Raw genomic sequence first — 14,703 nt, forward strand, 5'->3', positions numbered from 1 at the left:
TCTGGCTCGCTTTTCTGCTTCTTAGATTTGAGGGTAAGCAGGATGGTTATTTTTTTGGTATAATAGTTAGGATAATAGAATAGAGGACAATATGAAATTTACAGAATTTAAGTTTAAAGAATATATTCAGGAGGCGCTCAGGGATTTGAACTTCGTTGAAGCGACTACCGTTCAAGAGAAGCTGATTCCTGTGGTATTGTCAGGTCGGGATTTGGTCGGTGAGTCCAAGACAGGCTCTGGGAAGACCCACACGTTTTTGCTGCCCATCTTTCAAATGCTGGATGAGGAAGCAGACAGCGTGCAGGCTGTTATTACAGCCCCAAGTCGAGAGCTGGCAGCGCAGATTTATCAGGCGGCTCGGCAGTTAGCTAGCTTTTCTGAAAAAGAGATTCGGGTGGCCAATTATGTCGGTGGGACTGACAAGGCTCGTCAGATTGGGAAGTTAGAGTCCAGTCAGCCTCATATCGTCATCGGAACGCCTGGGCGGATTTATGACTTGGTAGAGTCTGGCGACTTGGCCATTCACAAGGCCAAGACCTTTGTCGTTGACGAGGCAGATATGACACTGGACATGGGCTTTTTGGCGACAGTTGATAAGATTGCAGGCCGGCTGCCAAAAGACCTGCAGTTTCTCGTTTTTTCAGCGACTATTCCACAGAAGCTTCAGCCTTTTTTGAAAAAATACCTGTCTAATCCAGTTATTGAGCAGATTAAGACCAAGACGGTCATTGCGGACACCATTGAAAACTGGCTCCTATCAACCAAGGGACGAGACAAGAATGCTCAGATTTATCAAATCAGTCAGCTCCTGCAGCCTTATCTGGCTATGATTTTCGTTAATACCAAGACGAGGGCAGACGAGCTGCACAGCTATCTGACAGCTCAAGGGCTCAAAGTTGCTAAAATTCATGGAGATATTGCTCCGCGGGAGCGCAAGCGTATCATGAATCAGGTTAAGAATCTGGATTTTGAGTACATTGTCGCTACTGACTTGGCAGCGAGGGGGATTGATATCGAAGGTGTTAGCCATGTTATCAACGATGCCATTCCTCAGGACTTGTCTTTCTTTGTCCATCGGGTAGGCCGCACCGGCCGTAATGGTCTTCTCGGCACAGCCATTACCCTCTACCAGCCGAGCGACGACTCAGATATTCGGGAGTTGGAAAAAATGGGGATTAAGTTCATTCCCAAGATGATAAAAGATGACGAATTCCAGGATACCTACGACCGAGACCGTCGGGCCAATCGGGAAAAGAGCCGGGAGAAGCTGGATACGGAAATGCTGGGGCTGGTCAAGAAGAAAAAGAAAAAAATCAAACCAGGCTACAAGAAAAAAATCCAGTGGGCGGTGAACGAAAAGCGCCGCAAGACTAAGCGAGCAGAGAATCGTGCACGTGGTCGGGCAGAGCGTAAGGCTAAGCGGCAAACCTTTTAGTGATATACTTTTCTTATCGCTGTGATAAGAAAAATATATTAGTCTTTGTGAGATAGATATGATAGACTAGTGAAACTAGTCTATTTTTATATTGGGCTTAGTGCGGTCTATTTGGTATTTGGCTACAGGATATTTGCACATACTACTCATATTTTAATTGTCAAAAAGGCCGTAGCTTGCTAGTCAAAGCGGAGCAAATTCTTTGTTTTGTTCCAGAATTGTGTTAAAATATTTCATTATCAAGAAAAGGAAGTAATAACAGTGGTTACAACTTATCTTCTGACAACTGGTTGGTATGAGGAGTTTCTCAAGATCATTCCAGATGGTAAATTATTTAGTTTAAGGGCCGTTTTTGAGGCCATTCCGGGCATTTTGCAAAATCTGCCAATCACCCTTCTTTTGACGGTGGGCGGTGCAGTCTTTGGTATTATGCTTGCCATGGTTTTTGCTGTCGTCAAGATTAATCGGGTTAAAGTCCTGTATCCGATTCAGGCTTTCTTTGTCAGTTTTCTGAGAGGAACGCCTCTGCTGGTCCAGCTCATGCTGACCTATTTTGGGATTCCTTTATTGCTCAAGGCCATCAATCAGAAATATGGCACAAACTTTAATATCAACGAGATTCCAGCGTCTGTCTTTGCGATTGTTGCCTTCGCTTTCAACGAAGCGGCTTATGCAAGTGAGACCATCCGGGCAGCAATCTTGTCCGTAGATCCGGGAGAAATTGAGGCTGCTCGCAGCTTAGGGATGACCAACAAGCAGGTTTATATGCGTGTCATTATCCCCAATGCAGCAGTGGTAGCGACTCCTAGTCTGATTAATTCCCTGATTGGCTTGACCAAGGGGACTTCTCTGGCCTTTAGTGCTGGTGTAGTGGAAATTTTTGCCAAGGCGCAGGCTATCGCAGGGGCAGACTACCGTTATTTTGAGCGTTTTATCTCGGTGTCCCTGATTTATTGGGCTGTCAATATTCTCATTGAGCAGCTTGGTCGCTGGATTGAAAAGATGATGGATATCAAGCAGCCGGATAAATTTGAATCGCTTCAGCAAGCAGAAGGAGAAGGAATCTGATGATTAATATTTCACATTTAAGTAAGACTTTTTCAGGTCAAAAGGTTCTGGATGATCTCAGTTTGGATATTCAAAAAGGCGAAGTGGTAGCTTTGATTGGCTCTTCTGGTGCTGGGAAGTCAACCTTTCTCCGCAGCCTCAACTATCTGGAACAGCCAGATAGCGGAAAGATTGCTATCGACGGCTTCAAAGTGGATTTTTCAAGGATTTCCAAAGATGAGATCTTGCTGCTGCGCCGCAAGCTAGCCATGGTCTTTCAGCAGTTCAACCTCTTTTCTCGTCGGACAGCTCTGGAAAATGTTAAGGAAGGTCTACTGGTAGTTAAGAAATTGTCAGACCAAGAAGCGACTAAGCTAGCCAAGGAAGAGTTAGCAAAGGTTGGCTTGTCAGACCGAGAAAATCACTATCCTAGACATCTGTCAGGCGGTCAGAAGCAGCGGGTGGCTTTGGCAAGGGCTTTAGCTATGAAGCCAGATGTTCTTTTGCTAGACGAGCCGACCTCAGCCTTGGATCCTGAGTTAGTCGGAGAAGTAGAAAAATCAATCGCTGATGCAGCCAAGTCTGGCCAAACAATGATTCTGGTCAGTCATGATATGTCCTTTGTCGCTCAGGTGGCTGACAGGGTACTCTTTTTGGACAAGGGGAAAATCATAGAGTCTGGGACACCAGATGAGATTATCCATCATCCAAAGGAAGAAAGAACCAAGGAATTTTTTGCTAGTTACAAACGGACCTATATTTGATATAATAGAGACAGTGAAGGCTCAGTTGGCTAGACCAGCTGAGTTTGTTTTCAGTCTTAGCATACTGTGGAGCAGACTTTCTTATCTAGTTGGTGTTTTATGCTGACGGTTAGATTTGGAGTTGTTACCTTTCTTTGCACTACGAGGCTGATTGACCTTTGAGGAGTTGACATGTTAGATCAAATATTTGCACTTTATATCGAGAGTCTGATTTATACTGCAGTCGGTGTAGGGATCATTGCGGGTTTATGGATTGGACTGCGGATGATTCGCCGCAAGGACAAGACGGCTAAGGAGCGCCAGAGTCATCTGTACGATGTCCTTCTGATTGTCATTATGACGATTCCAGTCCTGTCTTTTGCGACGCTTGGCTTGCTCATTGTCCTAAAAGCTTAAATGCTTGTAAAACTGTAAAAAAGTTGTTAGAATAATTCTAGTTACAACAAGGAGAAAGAAGAGTTATGTACGATACAATTATTATTGGAGCTGGGCCTGCCGGCATGACAGCTGCCCTCTATGCAGCCCGCAGTAACCTAAAAGTTGCCCTGCTGGAGCGTGGTATTCCTGGCGGTCAGATGAACAATACAGCTGACATTGAAAACTATCCAGGCTATGCCAATATCAGTGGTCCTGAGCTAGCAGAGAAAATGTTTGAGCCTCTGGAGAATCTGGGTGTTGAACATCTCTTTGGCCTAGTAGAAAAAATTGAAGACCGAGGCGATTTCAAGGAAATCATCACAGAAGATGAGCGTTTTGAAGCTAAAACGGTCATCATTGCTTCTGGCGCTAATCATCGTCATCTGGGAGTTCCTGGTGAGGAAGACTTCAACAGCCGCGGGGTTTCCTATTGTGCGGTCTGTGACGGTGCCTTCTTCCGTGATGAAGATTTGCTGGTTGTCGGTGGTGGCGACTCAGCGGTAGAGGAAGCTATTTTCCTGACGCGCTTTGCAAAAAGTGTGACCATCGTTCACCGTCGCGATGAGCTGCGAGCACAAAAAGTTCTGCAGGATCGCGCCTTTGCCAACGAAAAGATTCGCTTTGTCTGGGATTCTGTAGTGGAAAGCATCCATGGTGATGAGCGTAAGGTTACTGGCGTAACCTTTAAGAATGTCAAGACGGGTGAGCTTAGTCAGGCAGAGTTTGGTGGCATCTTCATTTATGTCGGTCTGGATCCGGTTAGTGAATTTGCTAAGGATTTGGGCATTACTGATGAGGCTGGCTGGATTCTGACGGATCATCAGATGAAAACGTCAGTAGCCGGTATTTACGCTGTTGGTGATGTTCGCCAGAAAGACCTGCGCCAGATTACGACAGCTGTTGGTGATGGTGCCATTGCCAGTCAGGAAGCCTACAAATATCTTACAGAGCAAGCATAAAAATATAAGCTAAGCAAGTGTGTCTATTCAAGTGAGTTGACAGGATTTGCTTAGCTTTTTTGGAATTATGATATAATAAAAGGTATCTAGCGTAAAGGAGCAAGAAGATGTACCCAGATGATAGTTTAACTCTACACACTGATTTGTACCAAATCAACATGATGCAGGTTTATTTCAAGCAAAATATTCACAACAAGCATGCGGTTTTTGAAGTTTTTTTCCGTAAGAATCCTTTTAATAACGGCTACGCGGTCTTTGCGGGCTTGGAAAGAATTATTTCCTATCTCAATAATCTGACGTTCAGCCAGAGCGATTTAGATTATTTGCAAACCCTGGGCTATCACGGAGAGTTTCTGGATTATTTGCGAAATCTCAAGATGAGCCTGACCGTAAGGTCTGTTCAGGAAGGTGATTTGGTTTTTGCCAATGAGCCAATCGTGCAGGTGGAAGGTCCACTGGCTCAGTGTCAGCTTGTTGAGACTGCTATTCTCAATATCGTTAATTTTCAGACGCTGATTGCCACCAAGGCAGCCCGTATCCGCTCTGTCATCGAAGATGAACCTCTGATGGAGTTCGGTACACGCCGGGCCCAGGAAATGGATGCTGCTATTTGGGGGACTAGGGCTGCTGTGATTGGCGGAGCTAACGGAACCAGCAATGTTCGGGCTGGAAAGCTCTTTGATATTCCAGTCTTGGGAACGCATGCTCATGCTCTCGTTCAAGTCTATGGAAATGATTATGAGGCCTTTAAAGCTTATGCTGAGACTCATCGTAACTGTGTTTTCTTAGTAGATACCTACGATACATTGCGCCTAGGCGTTCCGGCAGCCATTCGGGTGGCGCGTGAGCTAGGAGACAAGATTAAGTTTCTGGGTGTCCGCATTGATTCGGGAGACCTTGCCTATATTTCTAAGAAAGTTCGGCAGCAATTAGATGAAGCTGGCTTCCCTGATGCTAAGATTTATGCGTCCAATGATTTGGATGAAAATACCATTCTCAACTTGAAAATGCAAAAGGCTAAGATTGATGTCTGGGGCGTGGGTACCAAGTTGATTACAGCCTATGACCAGCCGGCTTTAGGAGCAGTTTATAAGATTGTAGCTATTGAAGATGAGAATGGAGAATTGCGCAATACCATCAAGCTGTCCAATAATGCTGAAAAAGTTTCTACTCCAGGCAAGAAGCAGGTTTGGCGTATTACCAGTCGTGAAAAAGGGAAGTCCGAAGGAGACTACATTACCTATGATGGCCTTGATGTCAATGGTTTGGAAGAGCTGGAAATGTTCCATCCAACCTATACCTATATCAATAAAACTGTCAAAAATTTTGATGCCGTACCGCTTTTGGTCGATATTTTCCAAGAAGGTAATTTAGTCTATGATCAGCTAAGTCTGACCGAAATTCAAGCCTATGCCCGTAAGGAATTTGATAAACTTTGGGACGAGTACAAGCGGGTTCTCAATCCACAGGATTATCCAGTTGACTTGGCTCGAGATATCTGGCAGGATAAGATGGACTTAATTGACCAGATGCGCAAGAAAGCCTACCAGACAGGAGCAGAAAAATGAGTCTACAAGAGGAAATCATCGCTCAATTGGGCGTCAAACCAGTCATAAATCCGGAGGAAGAAATCCGCAAGTCGATAGACTTTCTCAAGGCCTATCTGAGGAAGCACCCTTTTTTGAAAAGTTATGTTCTGGGAATTTCTGGTGGTCAGGATTCTACTTTGGCTGGCCGCTTAGCTCAGATGGCTGTAGAAGAAATGCGGGCTGAAACTGTAGATGATGGCTATCGCTTTATCGCTGTCCGCCTGCCTTATGGTGTCCAGGCAGATGAAGATGATGCGCAAAAGGCTCTGGCTTTTATCCAGCCTGATGTTAGTCTGACAGTCAATATCAAGGAATCCGCCGATGCTATGACAAAGGCTGTGGAGGCAACAGGTGCCAAAGTCTCTGATTTTAACAAGGGTAATATCAAGGCGCGCAGTCGTATGATTGCCCAGTATGCTCTGGCCGGTTCTTACAGCGGGGCTGTCATTGGGACGGATCATGCAGCAGAAAATGTCACGGCCTTTTTCACTAAGTTTGGTGATGGAGGAGCAGATATCTTACCACTTTACCGTCTCAATAAGCGTCAAGGCAAGCAGCTTTTGGCCGCCTTAGGAGCGGATCCGGCTCTCTATGAAAAGGTGCCGACGGCTGACTTGGAAGAAGAAAAACCTGGGATTGCGGATGAAGTCGCTCTGGGAGTGACCTATAATGAAATTGATGATTATCTTGAAGGTAAGTCCGTTTCAACCCAAGCCCAAGAAACTATCGAATCTTGGTGGCATAAAGGTCAGCACAAACGCCATTTGCCAATTACAATTTTTGACGAGTTTTGGAAGTGAAAATCTCTATCAGAACTTTTTAGTCTGAGCCAAGAAACGAGGAAGTTATGAAAAAGATAGGTACACAGTTCATTGAAACCAAACGTCTTTTGCTAAGACCTTTTCTGGAAACGGATGCTCAAGCTATGTATGACAACTGGGCTTCTCGTCCGGATAATTTGCTGCATGTGACCTGGGATGCTCACGAGAGTCCTGAAGTCACCAAACAGTCTATTGCTCGCTGGGTTGAGAATTATCAAAACATGGATTTTTACAAGTGGGCCATCTGCCTGAAAGAAAATCCTGATTCTGTAATCGGGGACATCAGTGTGGTGGACATGGATGAGGCAGTCAATGCTTGCGAGGTCGGTTACATTCTAAGTAAAGACTATTGGGGACAAGGATTGATGACAGAAGCTTTGAAAGCTGTTTTGAACAACCTCTTGCAAGACGCAGGTTTCAATCGTGTCACAGCAAAATTTGTAACAGCCAATCCAGCTTCTGGGCGTGTCATGGCCAAAGCTGGCATGAGCTACGAGGGCACTTTCCGTCAGGCTGTATTTCATAAAGGACAAGTCAAAGATGTTTCCGTCTATGGAATCCTAAAATCCGATTTAGAAAAAGGCTAGGACTCTTTTGTCCAGCCTTTTTACTTGCGCTCCTTTTTTAAAGTTCTATAATAGATGTATAATGACAAGGAGGATTCTATGCATTCGTTAGAACAAGATTTTACAGATAAGTTGTATGCTGCTTATGAGGCCAATCCCAAGTTTGCAGCAATGGAAAATGCTATCAGTCACAATGGCCTTTTGACTTCTTTGGAGAAGCGAAGCGCTGCCGTGGAAAATACACCAGTTTTTTCACTAGATCTCACGAAAGATAAGGTCAGTGACCAGAAAGCTTCAGGGCGCTGTTGGATGTTTGCAGCTCTTAATACTTTCCGCCACAAGATGATTGCGAACTTCCAATTGGAAGATTTTGAGCTATCTCAGGCCCATACCTTCTTTTGGGATAAATATGAAAAATCCAACTGGTTCTTAGAGCAGGTGCTGGCGACAGCTGACCAAGAATTGACTAATCGCAAGGTCAAGTTTCTCTTAGACACGCCTCAGCAGGATGGCGGTCAGTGGGATATGGTTGTTTCCCTCTTTGAGAAATACGGGGTCGTACCCAAGTCGGTCTATCCAGAGTCAATCTCTTCCAGTGACAGTCGCGAGCTCAATCAGATTCTCAATAAACTCCTGCGTCAAGATGCGCAGATTTTGCGAGAATTAGCAGCGGAAGGGGCAGAATCGGCTGAACTTCAGGCCAAGAAAGAAGAACTCTTACAGGAAGTCTTTAACTTTCTAGCTATGAATTTAGGATTGCCGCCTCGCCAGTTTGACTTTTCTTATCGCGATAAGGACAATCATTTCCATAGCGAGAGCGGATTGACACCTCTGACTTTCTATCAAAAATATGTCGATCTAAAGCTAGATGACTATGTTTCTATCATCAATGCGCCGACTGCAGACAAGCCTTATGGTCGGTCCTATTCAGTTGAGATGTTGGGCAATGTCGTTGGCAGCAAGCCCGTTCGTTATTTGAATGTTGAAATGGACCGACTAAAAGAGCTGGCTATCGCTCAAATGCAGGCTGGTGAGACCGTTTGGTTTGGCTCGGATGTTGGTCAGTCTAGCAATCGCAAGGAAGGTGTTATGGCAGAGGGGATGCACGATTTCACTGCCAGCATGGATATTGGACTAACTCAGGACAAGGCTGGCCGCTTGGACTATAGCGAAAGCCTCATGACCCACGCCATGGTCTTGACAGGGGTAGACTTGGATGAAAATGGTAAGGCTAAGAAATGGAAGGTCGAAAACTCTTGGGGTGAAAAGGTTGGTAACAAGGGCTATTTCGTAGCCTCTGACGCTTGGATGGACGAGTATACCTATCAAATCGTCGTTCGTAAAGAGTTTTTGACAGCCGCAGAATTAGCTGCTTATGAAGAAGAGCCTATTGTCTTGGCTCCTTGGGATCCCATGGGAGCTTTGGCAAAGTAAGCTTTGATGAGAGAATAAGAAAAGAGTAAGAATTTTTCATTCTTACTCTTTTAGTTTGTATTCTAATCTTCGTAACCCTAGTCATTTCCACCGTCACCGGAAGATGAGTCATTGTGGCTAGAAGAGCTATTGTTTGAATCGCCAGAATGCTCACTGGAAGCTGATGTGTCAGAGCTAGATTCTGTATTGTAACTGCTATAGCTAGAATAGTTATAGTACTGTTGATTATTGTAGTAGCGGTTATAGCCGGTACCACTGTTGAGGTAGACATAAGAGCCACTGCGGTAGAGACCATCTGGCATTTCCCAATCTTCTGAAGCAGAGCCGTCTTGAGCTAGGTAAAGCATCATTTCGCGGTAGACATCTGTTGCAACCTTAACCCCGTCATCAAGGATTGGTGTCAGGCGGTTAGAGTAGCCAGTCCAAACAGCCATTGAATACTTAGGTGTGTAACCAACGAAGAGCTCGTCTGGCGTGACAATGCTAGAGTAGTAGTAAGGCTTGGTCAGTTTGGCTAATTCATCATCAGCATAGTTGGAGGTTCCAGTCTTACCAGCCTGATAAACACCAGAAATGGCAGCGTTTGTACCTGTACCAGACTGCAAGACTGTTTTCATCATATCGGTCATCATGTAGGCTGTCGTTTCCTTCATAGCCTTGGAACCATTGTTGGAGAAGGTCTTCTCCGTTCCGTCACTGAAAACGACGCGATTGACATACTGAGGTTTGTAGTAAGTACCGCCATTGGCAAAAGCAGCATAGGCAGCAGCCATTTTTTCACTGCTGGCTCCGTACTCGTTGCCGGATTTGCTGGTATTACTTGAAAAGGCATTAACATAGAACATTTCAGGATAGTTAATCCCTATCCGATTCAGGAACTTGAGGGATTCATCCAGACCAACGGCTTCCAGCGTTTTCACAGCAGGAACGTTACGGGATTCCTGAATCGCGTATTGAATCGTCATCCCGCCATAGTATTTCTTATCCCAGTTATAAACTGGTGTGCTGGAATACGGGAAGTTATATGGAGCATCTGTGATAGGAGCAGCAGTTGAAGTATAGACTTCATTTTCAAGAGCTGGAGCGTAATCTGTGATTGGCTTCATAGTTGAACCGAAGTCACGGTTGGTTTCAACAGCTTGGTTGGTACCAAAGGATACGTTGGTAGACTGGTGACGGGCACCGAGTTGGGCAATGACTTTACCAGTTTGGACATCCATAACGGTGGAGGCAACCTGCATTTCATCATCTGGATAAGCTACATAGTCTTCAGTATTGTAAATATCCCAGAGTTTCTGCTGAGCCTCTGTGTTGACGTTTGTATAGACTTCCATACCAGTTGTCAGGACATTGTAACCAGTTTCTTCTTCAACCTGTTCAATTGCTTCTTTAATATAGTTATCCATGTAAGCTGGGTAGCTAGTAGAAGCTTTCAGACTTTGAAGTCCGTCAGTTACAGGTGTGTTTTTGGCTTGCTCATATTGTTCATCTGTGATGTATTTGAGATCGTGCATCTCACGAAGTACCAGATTACGGCGATTGGTTGCAGCCTCTGGATGGGTGTAGGGATCGTATTGATTCGGTGCCTGAGGCATACCTGCCAGCAGAGCCGTTTGGTGTAAGCTTAAATCTTTTAAATCCTTGCCATAGTAGCTTCGGGCTGCTGTCTGCATACCGTAGTTACTGTTAGACATGTAGACTTTATTGACATAATAGGTCAAGATTTGCTGCTTGGTCGCTTTCCGCTCGAGCTGAGCAGCCAGCCAAGCTTCTTGGATTTTACGTGAAAGGGTCGCGTCCGAAGAAGAAGTTGAGAAATAGGACAACTTAATCAACTGCTGGGTCAGAGTTGATCCCCCTTGACGGCCTCCGCCACGGATGTTACTGATAAGGGCACCTGCAATCCGAATAAAGTCCACCCCGCGGTGATTGAAGAAGCGATGGTCTTCGATGGCGACAATGGCGTTAACCAAATCCGTAGGAATTTCACTTGTTTCAGCATTGACCCGCTTTTCAGCGCCTAGGTCCGCAATCAAATTGTTATTGCTGTCAAAAATCTTACTGGATGTGGTTGCGATCAGGTCTTTTTCAGAAAGCTTGGGAGCCTTGACAGCATAGTAGGTAAATACCAAACAGCCAATCACGAATCCAATCATAAGCAGGGTTATAAGTGCACTTGCAAGATATTTTAAAGCCTGCATAAGAGTTTGTTTATTCATTTATAATACCACCTAGTAGTTTTTGTTCGATAATTTCAAGATAAGGGATGCTGGGAAGCTGCTGCATTTCAATCGGATAACCATGCTCTTGAATATAGCTTAAGGGCATGGACTTCCCTCCCTTGTCGATCTTGTAAAACTCAATTAAATAAGAAGCGGGAAGCAGGTAAGTCTCCCTTAAGCTGGAAAAATGCAGTAAGACAAAGCAGATGCCCTTTTGCTCAAGGACAGCCTCCATGTGCTCAATCTGATGCGAATGAAAATTTTTCATGGGCATCGATTTTTTCTGTCGGGTTTCCTTGGCTTCAAAGTCAATATAATGGCCCTTGTAGACACCAGAATAGTCTGTTGTGGAAGCTTGTCGAAAGTAAGCCTCTACAATCTTGGCTCGGCTACGGTGCGGATAATCAACCTTAACAATCTGAATGGGGGTAGGCTTTTTATGGATGACAGCGAGTCCTCTGCTTAGATAGTAGCTGTTGGATTCGTTGATCATCTTTTCAAAAGACATCCCACGATTGGCAAAGTTAATCATGCCAGAAACTGGCCTATTGATACTGCTTTTTGCCTTTAGCTTATGCGGATAGTTGACCATAAAACTCCTTATTGGTACAATAGCATCACTCTATTATACCACAAAAAACTTTTTTAAGGGAGAATAAATGACCAGTCTACTAATAACAGGCTACAAAGCCTTTGAAATCGGCATTTCGATGGAAAAAGATATGAGAATAAACATCATAAAAGAAGCCGCTAAAAGGGACTTAATCCGTTTTTTGGAAGATGGAGTGGATTGGCTTGTTTTTATGGGCAATCTGGGCTTTGAGTCTTGGGTTTTGGATCTAGCTAATGAATTGAAAAAGGACTATGAATTTCAGACGGCAACCATCTTTCTCTTTGAGAATCAAGGTGAAAATTGGAACGAAGGCAATCAAGCCAAATTAGCTGCTTTTAAGCAGGCGGATTTCGTCAAGTATGCTTATCCGACCTACCAAAATCCTAGTCAGTTTCGTGATTACAATCAATTTATCATTCAAAATACGGACGGAGCCTACCTGTTTTACGATGAAGAACAGGAGACAAAATTGAAATATCTTTACCAAGAAATGAAAAAACAAGAACAATATTTTATCAAAAAATTAACATTTGATGACCTGAATGAAGTGGCCGAAAATTTTTCGGGAAATTAGATGATAAATCTTGATTTTTATAGTGCATTTTGTTTATAATTGAATATGACAAACTAGATTGGAGAGAGAAGATGGCAAGTATTATTTTTACAGCAAAAGATATTTTTGATCAGGATTTTAAACGCGAAGTACGCGGCTATAGTAAGTCCGAAGTAGATGAGTTTTTGGACGATATTATCAAGGATTATGAGACTTATGCAGCCTTGGTAAAGGAGCTGCGCGAGGAAAATCGCCGTCTCAAGGAAGAGTTAGCTGCGAAGCCGGTTGAAAAAGCACCGGTTCAGCCGACTCAGCCTGTCCAATCAACACAAGCGACTCAGTCGACTGTAGAAAGCTTCCCACAGATGACTTCTGCGACTAACTTTGATATCTTGAAGCGCTTGAACCGTCTTGAAAAGGAAGTATTCGGGAAACAAATTTTGGATCGTGAATAATGGTCCTTATAGAACAGTGCAATTTTTGGATAATCGCGTGAAAATTTTAGATTTTCATGAGGAAAGTCCATGCTAGCACTGGCTGTGATGCCGGTAGTGTTTGTGCTAGGCGAAGAAATAAGCCTAGGGACGGATTTTTCCGTTACGGCGACTGAAAGGGCTAAGTCTTTGGATATGTCTGATTAGGTCTGAAAGTGCCACAGTGACGTAGTTCTTTTGGAAACAGAAGAAGTGGAACGCGGTAAACCCCTCAAGCTAGCAACCCAAACTTTGGTCGGGGCATGGAGTGCGTGGAAGCGAACATAGCACTCTGACTGGAAACAGTAGACAGATGATTATCGAAGGAAATGGTACCTAGTCATTTCCGGAACAAAACATGGCTTACAGAAAATTGCATATAGGCTGAGGCTGGGACGGCAAGTCCTGTCCTCTTTAAATTTTATAATAGAATAGCAAGAGAGTGGCTGAGCGCTCTATTCTCTGCCAAGTCCAACTAGCTGTTGCTTCATTTGTCTGATGGACATTTCAAGTAATGAGCTAGCTGACAAATGGTAGCGAAACCTTCTCAGCCCAAAATTTAAAAAGGGAGAGTGAGGAAAATCGATGTGACGAAATCACGATTTTTGTCTCACTCCCTTTGTTTGTATAGATTGGAATCCATTTTAAAGCCGAGATGAAAGAAAAATTTAATTTAATTGCGACCGCAGCGGCAGGGCTAGAAGCTGTCGTTGGCCGAGAAATCAGAGAGCTGGGGCTTGATTGTCAGGTCGAAAATGGCCGGGTTCGCTTCGAGGGTGATGTCAGTACCATTATTCAAACCAATCTCTGGCTGCGCGCGGCCGATCGGATTAAGATTGTAGTTGGCAGTTTTCCAGCTAAGACTTTCGAAGAGCTCTTTCAGGGAGTTTTTGCTCTGGATTGGGAGAATTATCTACCGCTGGGAGCTAAATTTCCTATTGCCAAGGCTAAATGCGTCAAGTCAAAACTTCACAACGAGCCTAGTGTTCAGGCTATTTCTAAAAAGGCAGTTGTCAAGAAGCTGCAGAAGCATTATGCACGTCCGGAAGGGGTGCCCCTGCAGGAAAATGGAGCTGAGTTTAGGATAGAGGTTTCTATCCTAAAAGATGTAGCGACAGTCATGATTGATACGACAGGGTCCAGCCTCTTCAAACGTGGCTATCGGGCAGATAAGGGCGGTGCACCGATTAAGGAGAATATGGCAGCGGCCATTTTACTTCTGTCCAATTGGTATCCAGATAAGCCTTTGATTGACCCGACTTGCGGCTCTGGTACTTTTTGTATCGAGGCAGCCATGATTGGGATGAAGATAGCGCCAGGACTCCATCGTACCTTTGCCTTTGAAGACTGGAATTGGGTGGATAAAGACCTGGTAGCCCAGGCTCGCTCGACTGCACTCAGTCAGATTGATCAGACCATCCAGCTGGATATTGCTGGCTCGGATATCGATGGCCGTATGGTAGAGCTAGCTCGAAAAAACGCTGAGCAAGCAGGAGTTGCAGAGAAGATTCAGTTTAAGCAGATGCGTCTGCAGGATTTGCATACAGATAAGATCAATGGTGTGATTATCTCTAATCCACCATACGGGGAGCGCCTTCTAGATGATGAGGCTGTGACTAGGCTTTATCAGGAAATGGGAGAAACCTTTGCTCCGCTCAAAACCTGGAGCAAATTTATCCTGACCAGCGATGAAGCTTTTGAAAGCAAATACGGCAGTCAGGCCGATAAAAAACGCAAACTTTATAATGGTACTTTAAAAGTTGATTTATATCAGTATTTTGGCCAGCGGGTCAAACGTCAGTTAGATTAG

14 protein-coding genes and 1 other RNA gene are annotated in these 14,703 nt (G+C 44.4%); 13 read left to right on the top strand and 2 right to left on the bottom strand.

From position 1 onward, the window contains the following. Positions 1 to 91: 91 nt before the first annotated feature. The 9 genes from ELZ47_RS02510 to pepC all read left to right on the top strand — a co-directional run bounded on the left by ELZ47_RS02510 (position 92) and on the right by pepC (position 9,032). On the top strand, positions 92 to 1,435 hold the full coding sequence (locus tag ELZ47_RS02510) for a DEAD/DEAH box helicase (protein WP_126435185.1): 1,344 nt from the start codon (positions 92 to 94) through the stop codon (positions 1,433 to 1,435). 261 nt (positions 1,436 to 1,696) lie between these two features. Then, positions 1,697 to 2,503: an amino acid ABC transporter permease gene (locus tag ELZ47_RS02515; protein WP_125357068.1), complete on the top strand. Its 807-nt coding sequence runs from the start codon at positions 1,697 to 1,699 to the stop codon at positions 2,501 to 2,503. Then, positions 2,503 to 3,246, top strand: coding sequence for an amino acid ABC transporter ATP-binding protein (locus tag ELZ47_RS02520; RefSeq protein WP_125357069.1), 744 nt, complete (start codon positions 2,503 to 2,505; stop codon positions 3,244 to 3,246). Before ELZ47_RS02515 ends, ELZ47_RS02520 begins: the two co-directional genes overlap by 1 nt. Before the next feature lie 171 nt (positions 3,247 to 3,417). After that, entirely contained in the window at positions 3,418 to 3,642 is a 225-nt protein-coding gene (locus ELZ47_RS02525) for a DUF4059 family protein (RefSeq protein WP_002896945.1), read from the top strand. A 65-nt stretch (positions 3,643 to 3,707) separates the two neighbouring features. Next, the gene (gene trxB / locus ELZ47_RS02530; RefSeq protein ID WP_125357070.1) at positions 3,708 to 4,622 is read left to right on the top strand and encodes a thioredoxin-disulfide reductase; all 915 of its coding nucleotides are present in this window, start codon (positions 3,708 to 3,710) and stop codon (positions 4,620 to 4,622) included. A 107-nt stretch (positions 4,623 to 4,729) separates the two neighbouring features. Beyond that, on the top strand, positions 4,730 to 6,190 hold the full coding sequence (locus ELZ47_RS02535; protein WP_125357071.1) for a nicotinate phosphoribosyltransferase: 1,461 nt from the start codon (positions 4,730 to 4,732) through the stop codon (positions 6,188 to 6,190). Then, positions 6,187 to 7,011: an ammonia-dependent NAD(+) synthetase gene (gene nadE, locus ELZ47_RS02540; protein ID WP_125331636.1), complete on the top strand. Its 825-nt coding sequence runs from the start codon at positions 6,187 to 6,189 to the stop codon at positions 7,009 to 7,011. Before ELZ47_RS02535 ends, nadE begins: the two co-directional genes overlap by 4 nt. A 47-nt stretch (positions 7,012 to 7,058) precedes the next feature. After that, the gene (locus tag ELZ47_RS02545; protein WP_125331634.1) at positions 7,059 to 7,619 is read left to right on the top strand and encodes a GNAT family N-acetyltransferase; all 561 of its coding nucleotides are present in this window, start codon (positions 7,059 to 7,061) and stop codon (positions 7,617 to 7,619) included. Positions 7,620 to 7,697: 78 nt separating this feature from the next. Then, on the top strand, positions 7,698 to 9,032 hold the full coding sequence (gene pepC / locus ELZ47_RS02550) for an aminopeptidase C (RefSeq protein ID WP_125331632.1): 1,335 nt from the start codon (positions 7,698 to 7,700) through the stop codon (positions 9,030 to 9,032). 77 nt (positions 9,033 to 9,109) lie between these two features. Here pepC and pbp1a read toward each other — a convergent pair whose 3' ends face one another. After that, entirely contained in the window at positions 9,110 to 11,251 is a 2,142-nt protein-coding gene (gene pbp1a / locus ELZ47_RS02555; RefSeq protein WP_126435186.1) for a penicillin-binding protein PBP1A, read from the bottom strand. Next, complete coding sequence (recU, locus tag ELZ47_RS02560) at positions 11,244 to 11,846, bottom strand: Holliday junction resolvase RecU (protein ID WP_126435188.1); 603 nt, start codon at positions 11,844 to 11,846, stop codon at positions 11,244 to 11,246. Before recU ends, pbp1a begins: the two co-directional genes overlap by 8 nt. 67 nt (positions 11,847 to 11,913) lie before the next feature. On the opposite strand from recU, the gene ELZ47_RS02565 reads away from it, so the two are divergent. The 4 genes from ELZ47_RS02565 (at position 11,914) to ELZ47_RS02585 (ending at position 14,703) form a co-directional block, all read left to right on the top strand. Beyond that, on the top strand, positions 11,914 to 12,441 hold the full coding sequence (locus ELZ47_RS02565; RefSeq protein WP_048773574.1) for a DUF1273 domain-containing protein: 528 nt from the start codon (positions 11,914 to 11,916) through the stop codon (positions 12,439 to 12,441). Between the two features lie 71 nt (positions 12,442 to 12,512). Beyond that, positions 12,513 to 12,875 (top strand): cell division regulator GpsB, encoded by a 363-nt coding sequence (gene gpsB, locus ELZ47_RS02570; RefSeq protein WP_050540601.1) that lies wholly within the window; start codon positions 12,513 to 12,515, stop codon positions 12,873 to 12,875. Between the two features lie 21 nt (positions 12,876 to 12,896). Next, an RNA gene (rnpB, locus tag ELZ47_RS02575) (RNase P RNA component class B) lies at positions 12,897 to 13,264 on the top strand. Positions 13,265 to 13,548: 284 nt separating this feature from the next. Continuing rightward, positions 13,549 to 14,703, top strand: coding sequence for a THUMP domain-containing class I SAM-dependent RNA methyltransferase (locus ELZ47_RS02585; protein ID WP_126435190.1), 1,155 nt, complete (start codon positions 13,549 to 13,551; stop codon positions 14,701 to 14,703).

Origin of the sequence: Streptococcus sanguinis (assembly GCF_900635155.1) — a bacterium.
In the GTDB taxonomy this organism is placed as follows: domain Bacteria; phylum Bacillota; class Bacilli; order Lactobacillales; family Streptococcaceae; genus Streptococcus; species Streptococcus sanguinis_G.